We start from the raw sequence: 20634 nt of genomic DNA, 5'->3' as shown, positions 1-20634 counted from the left end.
TTAATCTATCTTCGGCTTTTCTTTGATGGCGGTCTGTATTAGAACTGGCGTAGCCAGACCCAAGTGTATCGCCATCATTGGATTTATTTTTACGCCAATATGGTGATAAAGGAAAGCGGTCCCTCCCCCCAATGCCACCATAAATATTGTGGTTATCCAATAAAACCCTGATGATAGCCAAAGTGGTCGGCTTTCCTTTTTATAGTGTCTTATTCTGTAAATAGCATAAAATTCAGGAAGCGCACCACCAATAACTCCGAAAGCTAAGACCTCTCCAGGTGTCATGATTCATCCATATTTTTGTGCTGTCATGCTTCTAAAGCTAGACCAATAGTCTTGAAGCTTGCTTTTTTTGTTTTTCAGCGCATAAAGCTCTTCCCCTTTTGGGCTTTTCATCGCCGAAATCAATACTTTATCTCTGTTTTCCCTTATTACCTCAACAACGACGTATTTTGGGATTTTTAATTCTTTGGCAATTCCTGCGACAGTCCGGTAATCCCAATTCGAATTCTTCAGCGCTGCAAGCACTTGGCCTTTCATTCGCGCAGTATTCCTTTGCGGGGTTCTATTTCTTGCGGTAGAAGGCTTCGGTCTGTTTTGTCTATGTGCCATCTTTCTGCCTCAATCATCCAGTTTGCTATCGCCGCGTTTACGGAACCATCTTTCCATGACTCTATTCGTTACTGCTATCCCTCGGCGCGACTGTCTAACTTTGAGTTGACTTCGTCATATTCAGGGCTGGTCTGGCCGATTTCAGGCGCTATTTCTCCTGAAGCAATCCATAAAGCGTAGTGAGGATAGAGTTTCACTACTGCCTCTATCTCTTCCGTTTTTAACTCTCTTTCCGGCTTGTTCCTTATGTTCTGCCAAGTATAGCGACCTATTCCCGTTTGCGCTTCCAGCTCCGGGTTCTTCATCCCTGAATGTTTGATGATTGTTATAACCCGTTCTTTGATCATGAGAAAAAGGTATAAAAATGACTTAAGCCAATATGGCTAAGACAGAAAAGCTAAGCTGATATGGCTTAAGTGAATCTGGAATTAGCCGTTTTTGGACGTTTTTGACCAATGACTATGATAGACGAACAACTAGCCGAACGCATTAAACAGCTGAACTGGCCCGTTCTGATGGACTGGCGCGAGTTCGCCGACTGGGTCCGAGTAGACCAGGGCGTAGTAGAGGGCTGGATCAAACGCGCCTACATCCCGACCCACAAGATCGGTCGTCACCGCATGGTCAACATTCCCCGTCTCCTGGAACAGATGGAAGAAGAGGAGGTATGACCATGAAGCCCCTGAACCGAGTCGGTCAAAAAGCCCAGACCATCGTCCGTGTCGCTCACGACAAAGACCGCACACTTTCCTGCACCTTCTACTTTTTCAATGGCTCTGAGTTTGTCGCGTCCTCTGACCGCCTGGGCCCCGCTCGAATGGTCAGACCGGGAACCGTTGCGGTCAGCAAGTCAGGCCGTCAGTGGTTGGCGGTTGGTGGCAACCACACCAACGGTGCCGCCGGCTGGCGCTTCGTGTCTTCCCGGATCGACCAACCGCCGGTTGGTGGCGACGTCGTCCGATTCATCGACAACCCCAGGGCCTTGAAGATCCGCGCCAACCTCGATGCCTACCTGAACTACTACCAGGGCGTTTATTCGGTCCCTGCCGGTCGGCATTCCGGGCGGCTTATAAACGGTGTGGATTCTCGACGCCACAACAGCTGACGCACATCCTCCGGCACACCTTTGCCAGTCACTACATTATGAATGGCGGGGACATACTCACGCTTCAGCGTATTCTCGGACATGGCAACATCACCATGACCATGAAATACGCACATCTTTCGCCTGATCACTTAGAATCGGCAGTGCGGCTTTCGCCAGTTGTTCGCATAAACACACTGTAGAGGCATTCGTAATATCCTTTGTAATCGATTGAGTAATTCTTCCTAGTGATTGCAGATGTGATATATCTTGCACTTTGTGCGTGCGTGGCATGCTTTCAGTTCTTGTTTGGAAGCCGGGATAATCAGTCTGAAAAATTTGTTAATGCCGGTATTGTGAGGTCTTTAGGGTGAGATTCGTCATTTTAACTTGTGCGCTGCTTATTTGGTCTTTGACTTACGCACACTCTTCAGAACGTCTGTCTGTTGGTGTCATTGATGACACTGTCGGATGGATCGGCGTTGAGGAAGGGCAGCTCACTGGCGATTTATCTAAACCTTATAACTGCGTATTCGACCACTCCGGGTTAGAGATCGAAGCTAGCTCTGTCTCTTTGAAGCGTGGCCTGGTTGAGCTTGATCTGGGCAGGCTCGATATCATGCTACCAATAGCTAGAACATCACAAAGGGACGAGAAAGCCGATTTCGCTGGCCCCTTGTACAACGCTGGATTTTCGATCGTAAGCTTGCGATCGTTGCAGCTTGATGGGGCTTTTGCTGAAACGCCCGGGCTACGATATGGGATCGTTTTGGGTTTTGTAGGCAAACAGTTTATTCCAGAGTCTGCGGTTAGAGTCGAAGAAGTATCAGATTGGTCGCAGTTAGTGGATATGCTCAAGCTTCAGCGAATCGATGTTGCTGTAATGCCATCAGGTATGGCGAAGCATTTTCTGGAACGCGAGCAGGAAGTACTTTCCTCCTGGGAAGTCGGCGTCATTCCTGTTTCCTTATACATTTCGAAAAAATGGCGGGGCACCGAAGTTAAGCGCGCTCTGATGCTGGCGGTCCAGCGCTGCAAAATAGAAGATGCTATTAATACGGAGATTGTCGACGTTGACTCGCACTCCCCGTCCTCGATGTAGACAATTTGTAGTCAACCAAAAAAAAAGGGTCACGACTTGCGTCGTAACCCTCTGAATCTTGGTAGCAAGGGGCGGAGTCGAACCGCCGACCCCAGCATTATGAGTGCTGTGCTCTAACCAACTGAGCTACCTTGCCATTTCGCTTTGGGCATCGCCCCAAACGAGGCGCGTATTTTCAGTATTTGGGCCCCGTGTGTCAAGGCTTGAAGCCCATTTTTTCTTAAAAGTTACACGTTGAAGCGGAAGTGGATTACGTCGCCGTCTTTAACGATGTACTCCTTGCCTTCCAGGCGCCATTTACCGGCATCCTTGGCACCGGCTTCGCCGTTGTACTTCACGAAATCGTCGTAGCTCACCACTTCTGCCCTGATAAAGCCGCGCTCGAAATCAGTGTGGATTACAGCAGCTGCCTGGGGCGCTGTCGCACCGATTTTAACGGTCCAGGCGCGTACTTCCTTTACCCCGGCGGTAAAGTAGGTCTGCAGGCCGAGGAGGCTGTAGCCGGCGCGAATCACGCGGTCGAGGCCCGGCTCTTCCATGCCCATCTCATCCAGGAACATGGCTTTTTCGTCGTCTTCCAGTTCGGAGATCTCTGCTTCCAGCTTGTTGCAGATCGGCACCACGACGGCGTTCTCGGATTCGGCGATCTTGCGCACGGTATCCAGGTGCGGGTTGTTCTCGAAGCCGTCTTCGTTGACGTTGGCGATGTACATGGTGGGCTTGACGGTGAGCAGGCATAGTTCACGGATGAGGGCCATCTGGTCCTTGTCGAGGTTCATGCTGCGTACCGGTTGGCCTTCGTTCAGCACCGGCATAAGCTTCTCGAACATCTCAAGCTGGGCTTTGGCTTCCTTGTCACCGCTCTTGGCTACGCGCTGTACGCGTTTAATGGCCTTTTCCACCGTTTCCAGATCGGCCAGCGCCAGTTCGGTGTTGATTACTTCAATGTCGGAGGCGGGATCGACCTTGTTGGCCACATGAATAACGTTGCCGTCTTCAAAGCAGCGTACCACGTGTGCGATGGCGTCGGTCTGGCGGATGTTGGCCAGGAACTGGTTACCCAGGCCTTCACCTTTTGAGGCGCCCGCTACGAGGCCGGCGATGTCGACGAATTCCATGGTGGTGGGCACGACGCGCTCGGGCTTTACGATCTCGGCCAGTTTGTTCAGGCGTGGGTCTGGCATGGCGACAACACCGGCGTTTGGCTCGATGGTGCAGAAAGGGAAGTTTTCCGCACCGATGCCGGACTTGGTGAGCGCGTTGAACAGGGTGGATTTGCCGACGTTGGGAAGGCCGACGATGCCGCAGTTAAATCCCATGGAATGCCTCTGCTGGTACTGGAAAATTTGGCTGGATTATACCGGTTTGAAACTGTGCAAGCGATTCATGGCGGCGGAGAGTTTGCCGCTGGCTGCATCGGGTAGCACCCGTATGATTTCATCAAGCACGGCGTTCAGTTCTTCGGTTTCCTGTTTGCTCAGGCGGCCGAGAACATAGCCGGTTACCTTGCGGCTGTCGCCGGGATGGCCGATGCCGATGCGCAGCCTCTGGAACTCGTTGGTGCCCAGGTGGGCGATGGTGTCCCGCAGGCCGTTGTGTCCGCCGTGGCCGCCGCCTTTCTTGAGTTTTGCGGTACCTGGTGGCAGATCAAGCTCGTCGTGGGCAACCAGAATCTGTTGGGGTTCAATCTTGAAAAAGTCCGCCAGCGCCTTGATGGCCAGGCCACTGCGATTCATAAAGGTGGTGGGGTTCAGGAGGTGCAGGTCGAGGCCCTGCCACTGAATGCGGGCGTAAAGCCCGTGGTACTTCTTTTCGGGGCGGAGCGTCTGGCCCGCAGAACGGGCCAGAGCTTCGACGAACAGGGCGCCGGCGTTATGGCGGGTATTCGCATAGTCGGGGCCTGGGTTACCCAGCCCCACCACCATGAGGATATCCTGTGCCATTCGCCATTGCCCTCATCGGTACAGGAGTAATTACTCCTTGTCTTCGCCTTCTTCGCCTTCTTCGCCTTCTTCGGCGTCATCAACCTTGGCGCCGCGCGGCTTGTGTACAGCTACAACAGGCAGGTCGTGATCTTCGCCCTGAAGCAGAGCAGCGATCTTGACGTCTTTCGGCAGTTTCAGGTCGCTCAGGTGAACTACCTGATCCATTTCCACGGTAGCCATGTCCACTTCGATGAACTCGGGCAGGTTCTGCGGCAGACAGATCACTTCTACTTCGGTGATCTGGTGGTTCGCTACGCCGCCCTGAAGCTTGATGGCCGGTGCGCTTTCTTCATTAAGGAAGTGCAGCGGAACGTTAACGTGGATCTCGTGATCCTTGTCGACGCGCAGGAAGTCAGCGTGAGTCAGCAGCGGCTTGTACGGGTGACGCTGCAGATCTTTCAGGATGACGCTTTCTTTCTTGCCGTTCAGGTCGATGGTCAGAACGTGAGAGAAGAAGGCCTCATTTTCCAGAGCTTTTTTCAGCTCGTTGTGCCAGATAGAGATTGAGACGGCTTCTTTATCACCGCCATAGACGATGGCCGGGATTTTTCGTTCCTCACGACGCAGGCGGCGGCTCGCACCTCTCCCCTGATCGTCGCGAGGAAATGCTTCGATAACAAATTCCTGAGACATGGTAGTAACCTCAATCGTCACCTGAACTGCCCGCGACCAGGCGTTGGATCAGGTGATGTTTCTGAAAAGCCGGATTATTCCGGCTGACTAAAAGAGTCGGGAGCCTGATGAGGCTCCCGACTCGGTAACTGCCTGTTTTGCCAGAGCGTTATGGCGCTGTGCCGGCTCAGGCGTTCTCGAACATGGCGCTGATGGACTCTTCGTTGCTGACGCGGCGGATGGACTCCGCGAGCAGACCAGCCATGCTGAGGACGCGGATTCTATCACAGTTCTTCGCTTTGTCACCCAGCGGGATGGTATCGCACACCACAAGTTCGTCCAGCTCGGACTCATTAATGTTATCAATGGCAGGGCCAGAAAGAACAGGGTGGGTGATGTAGGCGACGACTTTGGCAGCACCATGCTCTTTTAGCGCCTTTGCCGCCTTGCAAAGGGTGCCGGCGGTATCAATGATGTCGTCCACCAGAATGCAGGTTTTATCCTTAACGTCTCCGATAATATGCATAACCTGAGAGACATTGGCTTTCGGGCGACGTTTGTCGATGATGGCCAGATCGGCATCGTCCAGTTTCTTGGCAACGGCGCGGGCGCGAACCACACCGCCAACGTCCGGAGACACCACAACAAAGTTTTCGAAGCGCTGCTTCTCGATGTCTTCGAGCATGACCGGTGTGGCGTAGATATTGTCCACAGGAATGTCGAAGAAGCCCTGGATCTGGTCAGCGTGCAGGTCCAGCGTCAACACGCGGTCCACGCCGATGCTTGAGATCATGTCAGCAACGACCTTGGCGCTGATGGCGACCCGGGTGGAGCGTACACGGCGATCCTGACGGGCGTATCCGTAATATGGGATAACGGCGGTGACACGTGTTGCGGAAGCACGGCGAAGTGCGTCGGCCATCACGATCAGTTCCATCAGGTTATCGTTTGTGGGGTAGCAGGTCGGCTGGATGATGAACACATCATGACCGCGGACGTTCTCATTGATCTCGACGGTGGTTTCGCCGTCGCTGAAACGGCCTACAGTAGCCTGACCCATTGGAATATGGAGTTTCTGGGCGATGGCCTTGGCAAGCTCAGGGTTCGCGTTGCCAGCAAAAATCATCAGTTTGGACACGACGGCATCCTTCTCAGTATCGGCGGTTGATTCAGGAGAAGCGGGAGAAAGGTGGCTGGGGTGGCAGGATTCGAACCTGCGCATGACGGGATCAAAACCCGTTGCCTTACCACTTGGCGACACCCCAGTATCGTGCTTTTTTGGCATCATTTCAGCTCTGTTAGCTTTGTGTGAAGAGGTGAAACGTTCACCCCTTTAGCTACGAACCCCGTGACGCCGGAGGGTTTGCTTTCCCAGATAATCCGGGCTGCGGATTCTGTCGGGAAACGTCCAAATATGCAAGCCCCGGTTCCGGTTAATCTTGCAGGTCCGAATTTTGAAAGCCATTCCAGGCTCTGATTAACCTCAGGATACAGTTCGCGAACTACACCCTCACAGTCGTTTCGGTACCTCGAGGCGTCTCCCTCAAAAGCGGGCGCTATTTTGATTCTCGGGGTGTTCCTTGTCAACCCTTGCTCGGAAAAAATCTTGCCAGTGTTTATGTTACACGCAGGCTTGATAACCACGAACCAGTCTTCCGGTGGATTCGCGTTGGTCAGCTTTTCACCAACGCCCTCACCAAATGCGGCGTGGCCACGAACAAACACCGGTACGTCGGCGCCCAGGTCCAGGCCAATGTTTGCCAGTTGATCGATGCTGAGGTCCAGGTTCCACAGATAGTTGAGCCCGAGAAGTGTGGTGGCCGCGTTGGAACTGCCGCCCCCGAGGCCGCCGCCCATCGGCAGTCGTTTGGTAATGGCGATGGTTACGCCGGGTAGTTCTTCGCCGTTGTGTTCCATGAGCGCTTTGGCGGCCCGAGTGATCAGGTTGTCGTCATCGGGCACGTCCGGGACGGACTCCACAAGCCTTACGCCGGGCTGTTCAGGGGTAAGGGTGAAGGTGAGTTCGTCGCCGTAATCGAGAAACTGGAAGAGGGTCTGTAGCTCGTGGTAGCCGTCTGGCCGGCGCCCGACAATGTGCAGAAACAGGTTCAGTTTGGCGGGCGAGGGCAGGGTGATGCCGAGGCTCACGGTGTCTCCTCCTGCCAGTCGGAGACTACCAGCCTCACCCGTTTGTCTTCTTTCAGGGCAGTGATTCGGGCGGGCAGTTCCGGGTAGCTGGCAAGAAAGTCCTGCCAGCGGTCGTAGCGGATCTCCCAGCCGTCTTGACGGATAATCGCGAGGCTGCCTTGTTCATCAAACAGCAGGCGGTAATCACTGCCGGGTGAGGGTAGGCCGCGGATCCACCAGGTCAGGTTCTCCAGGGGCAGCCGCCAGCCCGTGGCTGCTTGCACCAGGGACTCCGGTTCGCCAGAGCGGTAGGTCTCGCCATTGGGGAGTGTCAGCTCAATGAAGCCGGGAACGCCTTTGAGTCTGGTGCTGCCCATGCCCAAAAAGGAGGAAGAAAGGGCCAGGTCGTAGGACTCGCCGTCCTGAATCCAGTGATTGATGATGGCAGTGCCGCTGTCCGATGGCTGGCGGACCGCCAGCTTACCGGTGAGCTTCCAGTGATCCAATTGCCCGAGACTGGCTGATCGGGCGGCCCAGTTCGCCGGTGGCTGGTCTGTCATGCCCTCCGGCAGAGGTTCGATCTGAATGGTGGTACAGGCGCCGAGGGTAGCGAGCATGAGGAGTGCCGCCAGGATTCGGGCAAGTTTCATTACTGCTCACCAGCATTTGTCAGCCGGTCGATGGTTTCATTGAGTACTTCGTGACCGGGGTCCTGATCTAGGCCTTTCTGCCAGATGATTCTGGCCTGGTCCTCGGCCCCGCTCATCCACAGGGCCTCACCGTAATGGGCGGCGACTTCCGGATCCGGGTAGGCGGCCCAGGCGCGGGACAGGTACTCGAGCGCAGGCTCGATCTGTCCCTCAAGGAACAGGACCCAGCCCATGCTGTCGAGAATGGCCGGATTCTCCGGATCCAGTGCCAGTGCCTGCTCGATGTAACCGCGGGCCTCCCTCAGTCGATCGGTACGGGTGGTCAGAATGTAGCCGAGGGCGTTCAGGGCAACGGCGTTTTCAGGGTCTCGCTCGACGATCTGTTTCAGGTCGGCCTCCGCATCAGCCGGCCGATCAAGTGTGTCGTAAAGCATGGCCCGGGCGTAGCGGATCTGAAGGCTGTCCGGGTGTTCCTCCAGAGCTTCCGTTGCTGTGCTCAGGGCCTCTTGTTGCTGTCCTTCGTCGAGGAGCAGATTTACCTCCAGTAACCAGAAATTTTCTGCCTGTCTGGGGTTGGCATCCCTGAGTCTCCGGATTCTGTCAACGGCGTCGTCCAGCTGACCATTTTCGGCAAGCAGTGAGCTGGCGCGGGCGAGCGCAGGGAAGTAGTAGTTGCCCTGTTCAACGCTCTGATAGAAGCCAATGGCCTGTTCGGTATTGCCAGACTGGTCTTCAATGCGGCCCAGATAGAAGTTGGCTTCGCTGGCGTGGTGGCCCTGTTCTGCGAGCCGTGTCAGTTCTTCCTTCGCCAGGGTTGTCTGCCCGTTTTCCATGGCGACCAGGGCGTGGGAAAGTCGGAGGCCCGGGATGTCCGGGTGTTGCTGCACCAGGCGACTGAATTCGTCTTGGGCAGCCTGCAGTTCGCCTTCATTAATCAGCATCCGGCCGTAAAGCGTGCCCATCTGCCGGTTGCCGGGAAATCGCCGGGTATTTGCCAGGAGGTAGTCCAGGGCGCTGCCTTTCTCGCCGGTCTGGTAAAGCAGATCAGCTCTGAGGATGATCGCCGGCTGGAAGTTGGGGTTCTCTTCCTGCAGCGGCTTCAGCCGGTCCAGTGCCTGTTCCGGTTGCCCCGTGATCTTGAGCAATAACGCGATGCTGTAATCAAGCTCAGGGGTGTTGGGGTGGCGTAGGGACATTTCTTCATATAACGAGAGTAGTTCGTGCTGTTGTTCCGGGGGCAGATTGGAGGCCATCGCCGCGAGGCTGTCGAAATCGGCATCGCCCCCTTGCTCCATGATCTGCTCCATGTGGAACATAGCGGTCTGGAGGTCATTGCTCTTCACTGCCTGAATCGCGGAAACCCGGTGCGCCTGCAGGTTGTCCGGGTCAACCTCCAGCCACAGGTCGGCCAGCTGCTTCTGGGCGTTGTCGCCGTTCAGGGACTGGGCAATTCGCATGGCGCGTTGAATTACGCCTGAGTCCCGGGACTGTTTGGCGGCCTTGAGGTAGTTCACCAGGGTAATGTCATAACGGCCGCGCTGGGCTGCAATTTCGGCGGACAGAAGCAGGTAGAGCGTTTCCGGCTCGAAATCCGCGTATTCCAGCGGCGGCGGTGCATCGGTTTTTTTGTCGGCAACTGCTGTTTCTTTCGGGGCGGGCATTTCCTCGGTGCCGGTGAAGCTGGCACAGCCTGTCAGTGTCAGGCCAAGCAGGCAGGTAACCAGGAACGGTACGGATTTGTGCATGCAACTTCCCATGATCAGTCGAAAACGCATCAGAAATAACCACTCTCTACCCATTTTTTGAGGTAGATCGGGTGCCGGCCTCGGCCGAGTCCCTATAATGGCATAAGCGCCTGATCTTGCCCAACCTGTCCGCACTTGCCGAAGCTGTTGCGGTTTTGGGTGGCAGGTCAGGCCTCTGGCCGTTAAAATGGCCGGTAATTGCGCGTATCCGCACCGCTCATCGGCAAAAGGTTGTACAACCACGAAATGGCACTGGTAACGCTGGGAATCAATCATCGCACGGCCCCCGTTGAATTGCGGGAGCGGGTGGCGTTTACGCCCGAGCGCATGGCGGAGGCGTTTGCGGAGCTCCGGGCGACCTCCGGTGCCAGCGAGGCGGCCATCCTTTCTACCTGCAATCGCACCGAACTTTACCTGGCGGGTGATGACGACTGTGCCCCCATGGTGCTTCGCTGGCTGGCCGGGTTTCATGATCTGGACGCCGGCGAGCTCGAAGAAGTGCTGTATGTGCATCGGGACGGCGAAGCGGTCCGGCACATGATGCGAGTGGCAGCCGGCCTTGATTCCATGGTGCTGGGCGAGCCGCAGATTCTCGGGCAGCTCAAGGATGCCTACTCTCTGGCGCGGGAGAATGGTGCCAGTGGCCCCTTCCTTTCCCGATTGTTTGAGCACACCTTTTCTGTTGCGAAGCGCGTGCGCACCCAGACCGCCATTGGTGAGAATCCGGTTTCCGTCGCCTATGCAGCCGTGAGCATGGCTCACCATATTTTTGCTGACATGTCCCACAACAAGGCGTTGCTGATTGGCGCCGGCAAAACCATTGAGCTGGTGGCCCGGCACCTCGCGGATGCCGGGGTCAAGGATTTCCTGGTGGCCAACCGTACCCTGGAGCGGGCGCAGGCGCTGGCCGAATCCCGTGGTGGCAAGGGCATCGTCCTCTCCGAGATTCCGGAACATCTGGCTGATGTTGACATTATTATTTCCTCCACCGCGAGCCCACTGCCGATCCTTGGCAAGGGCGCTGTTGAGCGTGCCCTGAAAAAGCGCAAGCACCGCCCTTACTTCATGGTGGATATTGCGGTGCCCCGGGATATCGAACCGGAGGTGGCCTCACTGGCAGATGTCTATTTGTATACCGTCGATGACTTGCGCCAGGTCATCGAGGAAAACATCCGTTCCCGTGAGGGCGCTGCCCGGGAAGCGGAGAATCTGGTGGCTGCAGGGGTTCAGGATTTTCTGAACCAGCTGAGAGCGCTCGATGCGGTCTCTACTCTGAAGCAGTTCCGCCAGCGCGCTGAAATACTGCGCGATGCCGAGACCGAAAAAGCCCTGCGTGCCCTGCGTAACGGAACAGACCCTGAGACCGTACTGCGCAGCATGGCACGGGGTCTTACCAACAAACTCCTGCACGAACCTTCTGTTCAGGTTCGCAAGGCCACGACAGAAGGTCGGACCGAGGTGACAGAGTGGCTGCGTGAGTTGCACCAGCTGGATGCACTGGACGCGGACGCGACGACTACCCCGGAAAAACTATGAAGCCATCGATCCAATCCCGCCTCGAACAGCTCACAGAGCGCTTCGAGGAAGTCAGCGCGTTGCTCAGTGATTCTTCCACCATCTCGCAGCAGGATAAATTCCGGGACCTTTCCCGGGAGTTCGCCGAGATTGAGCCTGTTGTTCATTGCTTCCAGGCCTGGCGGGAGTCGCTCGATGATATCGAGGCTGCCAGAGAGCTGGCAAAAGATGGCGATGCCGACATGCGGGAGATGGCCGAGGAAGAGCTGAAACTCGCGCAGCAGAAAAACGAGGAGCTGGATGAAGAGCTCCAGCGCCTGATGTTGCCGAAAGACCCCAACGACGGCAAGAACGTGTTCCTGGAGATCCGCGCTGGCACCGGCGGAGACGAAGCGGCCATTTTTGCCGGCGATCTGTTCAAAATGTATCTGCGATACGCCGAGCGTCGCCGCTGGCAGGTTGAAGTGTTGAACGAGAGTGAGGGCGAACACGGCGGGTACAAGGAACTGATTGCCCGGGTCGCCGGCGATGGCGTCTATGGCGCCCTCAAGTTTGAATCTGGCGCGCACCGGGTGCAGCGGGTGCCGGAAACCGAATCCCAGGGCCGTATTCATACCTCGGCCTGTACGGTGGCCGTCATGCCGGAGGTCGATGAAGCTGAGGCCATTGAGATCAACAAGGCGGATCTGCGAGTGGACACTTTCCGCTCATCAGGCGCAGGTGGTCAGCACGTGAACAAGACCGACTCAGCTATCCGGCTAACTCACCTGCCTACCGGTATGGTGGTGGAGTGTCAGGAAGAGCGTTCGCAGCACAAGAACCGGGCCAAGGCCATGAGCCTTCTGGCGTCCCGGTTGCAGAATGCGGAAACTGAACGTCAGCAGAAGACTATGGCGGAAACCCGCAAAAGCCTTGTTGGCAGCGGCGATCGTTCCGAGCGCATCCGCACCTACAACTTCCCTCAGGGCCGGGTGACAGACCACCGGATTAATCTGACACTCTACAAGCTCGACGAAGTGATTGCCGGTGATCTGGATGCGGTGGTTGTGCCGTTGCAGCAGGAGCACCAGGCGGAACTGCTCGCCTCCCTCGCCGATGACAAGTAAACCCTCACTGACCTGTGAAACACTTTTGAAACAGGCTGCTGGTCGCATTGACAGTGATTCGCCAAGGCTGGATGCCGAGCTGCTGCTAAGTCACGTCACAGGGCTTGGCCGGACCAGCTTCCGGGCCTGGCCGGAACGCGAAGTCACCGAATCGCAGGTCGGGGCGTTCGAGGCGCTGGTGGCTGAGCGCGTTACCGGCAAGCCAGTGGCTTACCTGCTCGGGCATCAGGAGTTCTGGTCGCTGCCGCTGAAAGTGAGTGCTTCCACCCTGATCCCCCGGCCGGATACCGAGTGCCTGGTGGAGGCCGCCCTTGGTTTGCCGTTGCCGGAACAGGCCAGAGTTCTGGATCTTGGTACCGGTACCGGCGCCATTGCCCTGGCTTTGGCCAGTGAACATTCCGGCTGGCGGATAACGGCATGCGATGACGTGGAGGAGGCGGTCGAGCTGGCACGGGAAAATGCCCGAGTGCTGGGCTTACCGGTTTCAGTGGTTAAAAGTTCCTGGTTCTCGCGGCTGGAACCCGCCCGTTTTGACCTGATTGTTTCCAATCCGCCCTATATACCGGACAACGACCGCCATCTGGGCGAAGGCGATGTGCGCTTCGAGCCGGCCTCGGCCCTGGTCTCTGGCAGCGATGGTCTGGAGGATCTCCGGTTGATTGTGACACAGTCGCCGGACTGGCTGATTGAAGGTGGCTGGTTGTTGGTGGAGCATGGTTTTGACCAGGCTGAGGCGGTGGCTGGGCTGTTCCGGGAACGGGGGTTTGCCAAGGTGCAGAACCTGCAGGACTATGGCCGTCGTGACCGGATGACTCTCGGACAATGGTGCCGCTCAACTGCGGTGAACGGTCGGGATTTCAACAGGGGAGATGCGGATGCTCAGTGACGAGGAATTATTGCGCTACAGCCGGCAAATCCTGATGTCGCGGTTCGATATTGCCGGCCAGGAAAAGCTGAAATCCGCCCGGGTTCTGGTGATCGGCGCAGGCGGCCTGGGCTGCCCGGTGGCGCTCTACCTTGGCGCAGCCGGTGTTGGGCATCTCACATTGGTGGATGACGATAACATCGAACTTGCCAACCTCCAGCGTCAGATTGGTTTTGAAACAGGGCAACTGGGTGAATCGAAGGCGGAAAGCCTCGCCGACCGGATTCGGCGGATCAATCCGCTGGTGTCCGTGGCTGCCCTGAACCAGCGACTTGAGGGTGAAGCCCTGGCGCGGAAAGTTGAAGAGGCGACCCTGGTGGTCGATTGCACGGATAACTTCAACACCCGGTTCGCCCTGAACCGGGCCTGCGTATCGGCAAAAGTGCCCCTGGTGTCCGGTGCTGCGATTCGTGGCGAGGGACAGGTTTCGGTGTACGACAGCCGCTTGGAAGAAAGCCCCTGTTACCACTGTCTGTACCCGGAGCAGGGCAATGAGGATCTGACCTGTTCAGAGGCGGGGGTGATTGCGCCGTTGGTGGGGATGATCGGGGCGGCCCAGGCGATGGAGGTTATCAAGGTGATTTCTGGCGTGGGGACACCTTTGGTTGGGCGGTTGTTGATTCTGGATGCCTGGGAGATGCAGTGGCGGGAGATGAAGCTGGCTCGCGATCCTTCCTGTCCGGTTTGTTCTGTCTGACTTCTGTGCCGGCGGGCTTGCGAGCTTTCGGGCTGCAGCGCCGGGGACGGCCTTCCCAAAACACGCTCCTTGCGGCACCCCTCCGCGGTCCAGCCTGCAATCGCAGATTGCAGTCGTTCGGCTGTCGCATGAAGCTTCGCTTCATAAACGCTCGGCCTCACCCCTGTGACGCTTGGGCTCCGCCATCCATGGCTCCGCACCGTTTTGGGAAGGCCGTCCCCGGCACTGCGTCAGAGCTTTGATTTAGCCCGCCTCGTTGTGTATCTCAGTTCTTCAGCGCCTGAAATTTTGCGATAGCCTCTTTCCTGCTTTCTTTCAGATCAACGATCTGCCTCGGATACTCCTTCGGAATAACACCAGCTTTTGCGCCGGGATCGTGAATCCGTTTATTGTCCAGCTTGGCCAGTTCCGGGACCCATTGGCGGATGAATTCGCCATTGGGGTCGAAGCGTTCGCTTTGGGTGACCGGGTTGAACACGCGGAAGTAGGGTGCGGCGTCGGTGCCGGTTGAGGCGCTCCATTGCCAGCCGCCGTTGTTGGATGCCAAGAAGCCATCCACCAGTCTAGACATGAAGTAGGCCTCGCCCAGGCGCCAGTCGATGAACAGGTTTTTGGTGAGGTACATGGCGGTGATCATGCGCAGGCGGTTGTGCATCCAGCCGGTTTCGTTGAGCTGGCGCATGGCGGCGTCGACGATGGGGACGCCGGTGTTGCCGGTTTTCCAGGCGTCGAATTTGTCGCCGGCTTCGTTCCACGCCAGGGCTTCGGTTTCCGGCTTGAAGGCTCGATGCATACTGACCCGGGGGTAGTGGTACAGGATGTTGATGTAGAAATCCCGCCAGGCGATTTCGTTGATCCAGGTGGCCAGGCCTTCCTGGTTGCGGGCCATTCCCTGGGCCTGTTTTGCGGCCAGCAGGCATTGGCGGCCGGACAGTATGCCGTTGGCCAGGTAAGGGGAGAGCTGGCTGGTGCCGTCAATGGCGGGGAAATCACGTTCGGCTTTGTAGTCACCACCGCGTTCCTGCAGAAAACGTTCGAGTTGGTCGTGGGCGGCGCCCTCGCCGGTTGGCACCAATGGTTTCGGTGCGTTCTGGAACGCTTCCGGGACGGTGCCGATTTTTTCCGGGGCCACCGGATTGCCCCGGGCTTTGGGAGACGGGAAAACACCGGGGTGGGTTTCGTCGATCCAGCTGCGCCAGCGTCGTGAGAAGGGGGTGAATACCGAATAAGGCTCATTTTGCTGGGTAAGGATCTCGCCTACCGGTGCAACGGTCTGGTCACGGTATTTGCACACTCGGATGCCCAGGTGATCAAAGCGGTGCTTGATGTCCTTGTCCCGCTTACGCTCGTTTACGCCGTACTCTTCGTTGAAACGCACCGTTTTAATGCCGTGTTCAGCGCAGTGGCTTTCCAGTTTACGGATACTGTCTTCGAAGCATTCGGCCTGGATGAAAGAAAGCGGTATACCCAGGCTGGCCAGTTCCTCAGAGAGGGCATTGGCATGGGCGATCACAAATTGCACGCGTGCCGGTGAGCAGTCGTGCTCCTGCCACTGGCCCGGGGTGACAATAAAGCAGGCTCGCACTTGTTCGGAGCCGTCGCAGGCAGCCGTGAGGGCCGGGTTGTCGGCAACCCGGAGATCGTTTCGGAACCAGACCAGTTGCGTCATCCGTCATCCATAGTCGTTCGATGAGTTGGCGTAGGGGTAATTACATCCCGGTGTTTCAATAAAATCACTGATTTGGATATTCGCCCGGGGTGGCTGATTGGATTATAGTTAATGCGCCTTTGTCTACAATTTTGCCTGAACCTTTGTCTACACCTCAGGCCGCAGCGTTTCAGGGAGTGTTGTGCCGGGAATAGAGATGAACACAGAAGGCCGTCGGGACGGCGTCTGGGCCCAGCCGTACGCTCTGGCTTCCGGGCAGACCCAGTATCATCAGTTGGGCCACATTCGTTTATGGGTTACTTTGCTGGATCTGGAATGGCAGATCCGCTCGGAAACACTTGATCTGGATACCGATCCGGCCAGTTGGACGGAAACCATTGGCCACACCCTGCCGGCAGCTACGGTTCCCCTGCAACGGTTCGTCCGGGAGAACGAGGCGTCGACCGTAACGTTTATACCGGCAGTCGCCAACCTTCCCATCGTGATCCGTCCTTACCAGCCTCTGACGATTCCCGCGGGCGGGCGCTGCACGATTTACGTGGGAACGCCCCTATGGATGAAGATCTGTGTGGGTGAGCAGCAAACCGTGCTAACGGAAGTCCCGCTTGCGCTTCCCTCGCTGACCTGGGTCGGCCGGAATACCATGGAAGGGGAGCTATGCTATTCCTCAGCCAGCTTCGCGCGGCTGGTGCTTGAGGCTGTACCCAAGCGGCCCTGGCGGGGGGTGACGCCGGTTACCCTGATTAACGGGCGTTCCGAGCCTTTATTGCTGGAACGCTTCAGCTTGCCCGCTCCGTTGCTTTCGCTGTATCAGAACGAGCGCGGGCAGCTTTGGACGCCCGGAGTAACGGTGGAGGTGGAGACTGACATGAATTCCGCCAGCCTGCATGTCGACGAGTCAGTGTTGGCGGCCGCTGGAACCTGTCGGCCCGTGGCAGATGCCCGGGAAAAATTGGCCCGTGGTCGACTGGTGCGGGCTTTTGACCGGATGTTTGGTTAATACGGAACTGACGGAGTTGATACTTTGCTAGAGGCAATTGAATCAGGCGTTATGAAGGTGTTTACCGACATTGCCTGGGGGCAGTGGCTGAGTTCCGCCTTTTTGCTGGTGCTCGGGCTGTTTCTCGGGTCGATGGCGGCCCGGAGTGTTTCCGGATTCATGGCGCAGCGGTCCTCCCGCCATCATACCGTGATGGTGCGGCGGCTGGTGTTTTACGTCATTGTCGTCGTGTTCAGTATCGCGGCGCTTCGGGAAGCCGGTTTTTCTCTGGATGTGGTGCTGGGCGCCGCTGGTATACTCACCGTGGCTATCGGTTTTGCGTCACAGACCTCTGCCTCCAACATGATCAGCGGTCTGTTTCTCCTGGTTGAGAAGCCCTTTGAAATTGGTGACTTTATTGAAGTGGATGCCACCCTGGGTGAAGTGATTGGTATCGATATGCTCAGCGTGAAGTTGCGCACCCCGGACAACCTGTATGTACGTATTCCCAACGAAACCCTGATCAAGACCCGGGTGGTTAATCGTTCCCGGTTCCCGATCCGTCGGCTCGACCTGACGGTGGGAATTGCCTACGCTGAAGACGTAGAGCGAGTAGAGGCATTGCTCCTGGCGCTGGCAGAGAAAGATCCATGCTGCCTGGAAGAGCCCAAGCCATTTACCCTGGTGACATCGTTTGGTCCGTCTTCCGTGGATCTGCAGTTTTCCTTCTGGGTTCCCAGGGACAAGGTGCTTGAGGGTCGAAGTGGCATGATGGTCGCGGTCAAGAAAGCCCTGGATCGTGAAGGCATTGAAATTCCGTTCCCCCATACCAGCGTTTATGCAGGTAGCCATTCGGAGCCCTTCCGTGTTCAGCTGTTGGGGCCGGAACAAATCACTGAAAAGGATCTCCTGGATGTCGACAAAGACAGCTGAAGTCATCAAAACCGTTGCTCCTATACCTGCCGAGAACAAGATCAGTCTCGGCTGGCGTGAATGGGTGGCGTTGCCGGATCTGGATATTGGCCGTATCAAGGCGAAGATTGATACCGGTGCCCGAACTTCCTGCCTTCATACATTTCGAACTGAGCCATACACTGAAAACGGCGAGCGGCGAGTGCGGTTCTGGGTGCATCCAATACAGAACGATCTGCACCAGGTTGTGGAGTGCGATGCCAAAGTCCTGGATGAGCGAAACGTATCCGATTCGGGAGGGCACAAGGAAATGCGCCTGGTGATCGAAACCACACTGGTTGTCGGTGGCCAGAGCTGGCCCATTGAAATGACATTGACGAACCGCGATTCCATGCGATTCCGGATGCTGCTTGGCCGGACTGCCATGGCCGGGCGCTCAGTGATCTATCCCGAAGCTTCCTATCTTGCCGGTGAACCGGCCCCAAAGGACTGAAAAATGAAAATTGCAGTATTGTCGCGAAACCGTCACCTCTACTCGACCCGTCGTCTGGTTGAGGAAGGTATCAACCGTGGCCACGAAGTGAAGGTTATTGACTGCCTTCACTGCTCGATGAATATCACCTCAGCCAAGCCGCAGATCCATTACCACGAAGAAGTACTCGAGAATTTTGATGTGGTGGTCCCCCGGATTGGGGCATCGGTAACCTTCTACGGGACAGCGGTATTGCGCCAATTCGAGATGATGGGCGTGTTTCCGGTCAATGAATCCGTTGCCATCACCCGTTCCCGGGATAAATTGCGCTCGCTGCAACTGCTGGCACGAAAAGGCGTCGGCATGCCAGTCACTGGCTTCGCCAACAAGCCGGACAATGTTCCCGAACTGCTGGAGATGGTTGGCGGTGCGCCGGTGGTGATCAAGTTGCTGCAGGGTACCCAGGGCATTGGCGTCGTGCTGGCGGAAACCCGAAAGGCAGCGGAGAGTGTGATTGAGGCCTTTATGGGCCTGAAAGCCGACATTCTCGTGCAGGAATTTATCAAGGAAGCTGGCGGTGCAGATATTCGCTGCTTCGTGATTGGCGACAAGGTGATTGCGGCCATGAAGCGGCAGGGCGCCGAGGGCGAGTTCCGATCGAACCTTCACCGTGGCGGCACTGCCTCGCTGATTCGGATTACGCCGGAAGAGCGCCGTACTGCGATTACCGCAGCCAAGGCCATGGGCCTGAATGTGGCGGGCGTTGACCTCTTGCGTTCCAGCCGCGGGCCACTGGTGATGGAAGTAAACTCTTCGCCGGGTCTCGAGGGAATTGAAAACGCGACTGGTAAGAACGTGGCCGGAATGATTCTCACCTGGATAGAAAAGAACCAGCAGCCCTGGAAAACCAGAACCAAGGGGAGAGGCTAGAGCATGGCCCGTGCGCCTTTTGAAATTGCCGGTACCCAGATCAAGGCCGGCACCCGGGTAACAGTAGAGATTCCGGTCGCCAAGCTATACACCCACACGCCTCTGAATGTTCCTGTTGAAGTAATTCATGGTCGCCGGGACGGCCCCGTTCTGATGGTGTGTGGTGCCATTCACGGAGATGAAATCAACGGCGTGGAAATCGTCCGCCGTGTGCTGACCAATTCGGCCCTGCGGCATCTTCGGGGCACCCTGGTGGCGGTGCCCATCGTCAATATCCTCGGATTTGTGCAGCGTACCCGTTATCTGCCGGACAGGCGCGACCTGAATCGGTGCTTTCCCGGTAGTGAGCGCGGTTCCCTGGGCGGACGTATTGCGTACTTGCTGCGAACGCAGATTATGGAAAATGTTACCCACATCATTGACCTCCATACCGGTGCCATCCATCGGTTCAACCTGCCGCAGATCCGGGCGGAGCTGAAAAACCCGGAGACCATCCGCATGGCGGAGGCCTTTGGTGCACCGATCATCATCAACGCCGGTTTGCGGGAGGGTAGCCTCCGTGCCTATGCTGATTCCCAGGATATTCCGGTAGTTACCTTCGAGGGGGGCGAAGCCCTGCGGTTCGACGATGTGGTGATTTCAAGTGGCGTGAAGGGTGTGATCCGGGTGATGCGGGAACTGGAAATGATTCCCGCCAAGAAGGGCCCGATAGCACCCAGAAAACGCTCGGAAACCGCAGCCAACTCACAATGGGTGCGAACTGATACAGACGGCATCATGCGCCCGGTGGCAAGTCTCGGGCAAAAGGTTCGCAAGGGCCAGAAGTTGGCGATGGTGGCGGACCCGTTCGGTGAGGCGGAAGCGGCCATACTTTCCCCGTGTTCCGGCATTGTGATTTGCGTGAATAACCTGCCTCTGGTCAACGAGGGCGAGGCCATTTACCACATTGCCCGGTTCGATGAACTCAATGAGGCGGAAAAGGCCATGGATTATTTTCGCAGTAGCTACGAGGGAGACGTGGGTGACGATGTTGTTCCAGTTCATCCCTGGGATGACCGGCAGAGATAATCATGAGGTGAGCTATGATCTGGGATCAGACCTTTATTGAACTGGCGCCGCTACCAAGAGGTTTTCACCTGGTCACCAACGAAATCCTCGCCCAGGCGCCACAACTTACCAATTGTGAAGTCGGGTTGCTGCATCTGTTCATTCAGCATACCTCTGCGTCTCTCGCGGTTAATGAGAATGCCGATCCGGATGTGCGGGGCGATCTGGAGCGCCACTTCAACGTGATGGTGCCGGAGAATGCGCCGCATTATGAACACGTGATGGAAGGCCCGGACGATATGCCCGCACATATCAAGAGCATCCTGATCGGCCCGTCCCTGACCCTGCCGGTAAACCATGGCCATCTCGCTCTGGGTACCTGGCAAGGTATTTACCTCTGTGAGCACCGAGATCGCCCTGGGGCTCGCAGGATCGTGGCGACGCTGCAGGGGCGGTGGTGAGCCG

The 20634-nt window shown here is 56.8% G+C and carries 24 protein-coding genes, 2 tRNA genes and 1 pseudogene; 14 read left to right on the top strand and 13 right to left on the bottom strand.

The annotated features are described in order from the left end of the window. The 3 genes from CLH62_RS17015 to CLH62_RS17005 form a co-directional block, all read right to left on the bottom strand. The gene (locus CLH62_RS17015; RefSeq protein ID WP_099619366.1) at positions 1 to 285 is read right to left on the bottom strand and encodes a hypothetical protein; all 285 of its coding nucleotides are present in this window, start codon (positions 283 to 285) and stop codon (positions 1 to 3) included. A 3-nt stretch (positions 286 to 288) separates the two neighbouring features. Continuing rightward, positions 289 to 540, bottom strand: coding sequence for a hypothetical protein (locus CLH62_RS17010; protein WP_099619365.1), 252 nt, complete (start codon positions 538 to 540; stop codon positions 289 to 291). A gap of 146 nt (positions 541 to 686) precedes the next feature. Beyond that, the gene (locus CLH62_RS17005; RefSeq protein WP_099619364.1) at positions 687 to 959 is read right to left on the bottom strand and encodes a hypothetical protein; all 273 of its coding nucleotides are present in this window, start codon (positions 957 to 959) and stop codon (positions 687 to 689) included. A 108-nt stretch (positions 960 to 1067) separates the two neighbouring features. Between CLH62_RS17005 and CLH62_RS17000 the strand changes: the two genes are divergently transcribed. The 4 genes and pseudogenes from CLH62_RS17000 to CLH62_RS16990 all read left to right on the top strand — a co-directional run bounded on the left by CLH62_RS17000 (position 1068) and on the right by CLH62_RS16990 (position 2798). Beyond that, entirely contained in the window at positions 1068 to 1283 is a 216-nt protein-coding gene (locus CLH62_RS17000) for a hypothetical protein (RefSeq protein WP_198412815.1), read from the top strand. 2 nt (positions 1284 to 1285) lie between these two features. Then, on the top strand, positions 1286 to 1717 hold the full coding sequence (locus CLH62_RS21470; RefSeq protein ID WP_170005811.1) for a hypothetical protein: 432 nt from the start codon (positions 1286 to 1288) through the stop codon (positions 1715 to 1717). Continuing rightward, positions 1639 to 1899: pseudogene (locus CLH62_RS21465) on the top strand (tyrosine-type recombinase/integrase); the annotation flags it as partial. The gene CLH62_RS21470 and the pseudogene CLH62_RS21465, both read left to right, overlap by 79 nt. Before the next feature lie 167 nt (positions 1900 to 2066). Then, on the top strand, positions 2067 to 2798 hold the full coding sequence (locus CLH62_RS16990) for a substrate-binding periplasmic protein (protein ID WP_099619362.1): 732 nt from the start codon (positions 2067 to 2069) through the stop codon (positions 2796 to 2798). A 59-nt stretch (positions 2799 to 2857) separates the two neighbouring features. Here CLH62_RS16990 and CLH62_RS16985 read toward each other — a convergent pair. The 9 genes from CLH62_RS16985 to CLH62_RS16945 form a co-directional block, all read right to left on the bottom strand. After that, positions 2858 to 2934: transfer RNA gene (locus CLH62_RS16985), tRNA-Met, on the bottom strand. 91 nt (positions 2935 to 3025) lie between these two features. Beyond that, positions 3026 to 4117, bottom strand: coding sequence for a redox-regulated ATPase YchF (ychF, locus tag CLH62_RS16980; RefSeq protein WP_099619361.1), 1092 nt, complete (start codon positions 4115 to 4117; stop codon positions 3026 to 3028). Positions 4118 to 4153: 36 nt separating this feature from the next. Further along, the gene (pth, locus tag CLH62_RS16975; RefSeq protein WP_099619360.1) at positions 4154 to 4741 is read right to left on the bottom strand and encodes an aminoacyl-tRNA hydrolase; all 588 of its coding nucleotides are present in this window, start codon (positions 4739 to 4741) and stop codon (positions 4154 to 4156) included. 30 nt (positions 4742 to 4771) lie between these two features. Then, positions 4772 to 5416: a 50S ribosomal protein L25/general stress protein Ctc gene (locus tag CLH62_RS16970; RefSeq protein WP_099619359.1), complete on the bottom strand. Its 645-nt coding sequence runs from the start codon at positions 5414 to 5416 to the stop codon at positions 4772 to 4774. Positions 5417 to 5582: 166 nt separating this feature from the next. Continuing rightward, the gene (locus tag CLH62_RS16965) at positions 5583 to 6533 is read right to left on the bottom strand and encodes a ribose-phosphate diphosphokinase (RefSeq protein WP_099619515.1); all 951 of its coding nucleotides are present in this window, start codon (positions 6531 to 6533) and stop codon (positions 5583 to 5585) included. A gap of 52 nt (positions 6534 to 6585) precedes the next feature. Beyond that, positions 6586 to 6660 (bottom strand) — tRNA-Gln (locus tag CLH62_RS16960). Between the two features lie 19 nt (positions 6661 to 6679). Beyond that, positions 6680 to 7543 carry a 4-(cytidine 5'-diphospho)-2-C-methyl-D-erythritol kinase gene (gene ispE / locus CLH62_RS16955; RefSeq protein WP_099619358.1) on the bottom strand — a complete coding sequence of 288 codons (864 nt, stop codon included), beginning with the start codon at positions 7541 to 7543 and terminating at the stop codon, positions 6680 to 6682. After that, complete coding sequence (gene lolB, locus CLH62_RS16950; RefSeq protein WP_099619357.1) at positions 7540 to 8172, bottom strand: lipoprotein insertase outer membrane protein LolB; 633 nt, start codon at positions 8170 to 8172, stop codon at positions 7540 to 7542. Before lolB ends, ispE begins: the two co-directional genes overlap by 4 nt. Further along, entirely contained in the window at positions 8172 to 9917 is a 1746-nt protein-coding gene (locus CLH62_RS16945) for a tetratricopeptide repeat protein (RefSeq protein ID WP_099619356.1), read from the bottom strand. The genes lolB and CLH62_RS16945 overlap by 1 nt, the downstream gene beginning before the upstream one ends. A 246-nt stretch (positions 9918 to 10163) precedes the next feature. Between CLH62_RS16945 and hemA the strand changes: the two genes are divergently transcribed. The 4 genes from hemA to CLH62_RS16925 are packed head-to-tail and all read left to right on the top strand — an operon-like array spanning position 10164 to position 14160. Beyond that, entirely contained in the window at positions 10164 to 11453 is a 1290-nt protein-coding gene (hemA, locus tag CLH62_RS16940) for a glutamyl-tRNA reductase (RefSeq protein ID WP_099619355.1), read from the top strand. Beyond that, the gene (prfA, locus tag CLH62_RS16935; protein WP_099619354.1) at positions 11450 to 12538 is read left to right on the top strand and encodes a peptide chain release factor 1; all 1089 of its coding nucleotides are present in this window, start codon (positions 11450 to 11452) and stop codon (positions 12536 to 12538) included. The genes hemA and prfA overlap by 4 nt, the downstream gene beginning before the upstream one ends. Further along, a complete protein-coding gene (gene prmC, locus CLH62_RS16930; protein WP_099619353.1) occupies positions 12528 to 13424 on the top strand; it encodes a peptide chain release factor N(5)-glutamine methyltransferase in 897 nt (298 codons plus the stop codon). Before prfA ends, prmC begins: the two co-directional genes overlap by 11 nt. Further along, on the top strand, positions 13414 to 14160 hold the full coding sequence (locus CLH62_RS16925) for a molybdopterin-synthase adenylyltransferase MoeB (RefSeq protein ID WP_099619352.1): 747 nt from the start codon (positions 13414 to 13416) through the stop codon (positions 14158 to 14160). The genes prmC and CLH62_RS16925 overlap by 11 nt, the downstream gene beginning before the upstream one ends. Positions 14161 to 14425: 265 nt before the next feature. Here the strand turns inward: CLH62_RS16925 and phrB are convergent, their stop codons facing one another. Beyond that, positions 14426 to 15829, bottom strand: a complete 1404-nt coding sequence (gene phrB / locus CLH62_RS16920) for a deoxyribodipyrimidine photo-lyase (RefSeq protein ID WP_099619351.1) — start codon at positions 15827 to 15829, stop codon at positions 14426 to 14428. A 190-nt stretch (positions 15830 to 16019) separates the two neighbouring features. On the opposite strand from phrB, the gene CLH62_RS16915 reads away from it, so the two are divergent. From CLH62_RS16915 to CLH62_RS16890, 6 genes are read left to right on the top strand one after another with little or no spacing between them, the layout of a single operon-like run. After that, a complete protein-coding gene (locus CLH62_RS16915; protein WP_099619514.1) occupies positions 16020 to 16829 on the top strand; it encodes a hypothetical protein in 810 nt (269 codons plus the stop codon). A 51-nt stretch (positions 16830 to 16880) separates the two neighbouring features. Further along, positions 16881 to 17741, top strand: coding sequence for a mechanosensitive ion channel family protein (locus CLH62_RS16910; protein WP_099619513.1), 861 nt, complete (start codon positions 16881 to 16883; stop codon positions 17739 to 17741). After that, positions 17722 to 18213 (top strand): ATP-dependent zinc protease family protein, encoded by a 492-nt coding sequence (locus CLH62_RS16905; protein ID WP_099619350.1) that lies wholly within the window; start codon positions 17722 to 17724, stop codon positions 18211 to 18213. The genes CLH62_RS16910 and CLH62_RS16905 overlap by 20 nt, the downstream gene beginning before the upstream one ends. Before the next feature lie 3 nt (positions 18214 to 18216). After that, positions 18217 to 19122 (top strand): 30S ribosomal protein S6--L-glutamate ligase, encoded by a 906-nt coding sequence (rimK, locus tag CLH62_RS16900; RefSeq protein WP_099619349.1) that lies wholly within the window; start codon positions 18217 to 18219, stop codon positions 19120 to 19122. A gap of 3 nt (positions 19123 to 19125) precedes the next feature. Then, positions 19126 to 20190: a succinylglutamate desuccinylase/aspartoacylase family protein gene (locus CLH62_RS16895; protein WP_099619348.1), complete on the top strand. Its 1065-nt coding sequence runs from the start codon at positions 19126 to 19128 to the stop codon at positions 20188 to 20190. Positions 20191 to 20204: 14 nt separating this feature from the next. Further along, positions 20205 to 20630, top strand: coding sequence for a secondary thiamine-phosphate synthase enzyme YjbQ (locus tag CLH62_RS16890; protein ID WP_099619347.1), 426 nt, complete (start codon positions 20205 to 20207; stop codon positions 20628 to 20630). Positions 20631 to 20634: the final 4 nt, after the last annotated feature.

Source organism: Marinobacter guineae, from assembly GCF_002744735.1.
GTDB lineage: Bacteria > Pseudomonadota > Gammaproteobacteria > Pseudomonadales > Oleiphilaceae > Marinobacter > Marinobacter guineae.
This window is presented reverse-complemented; position numbering and strand designations above follow the sequence as displayed.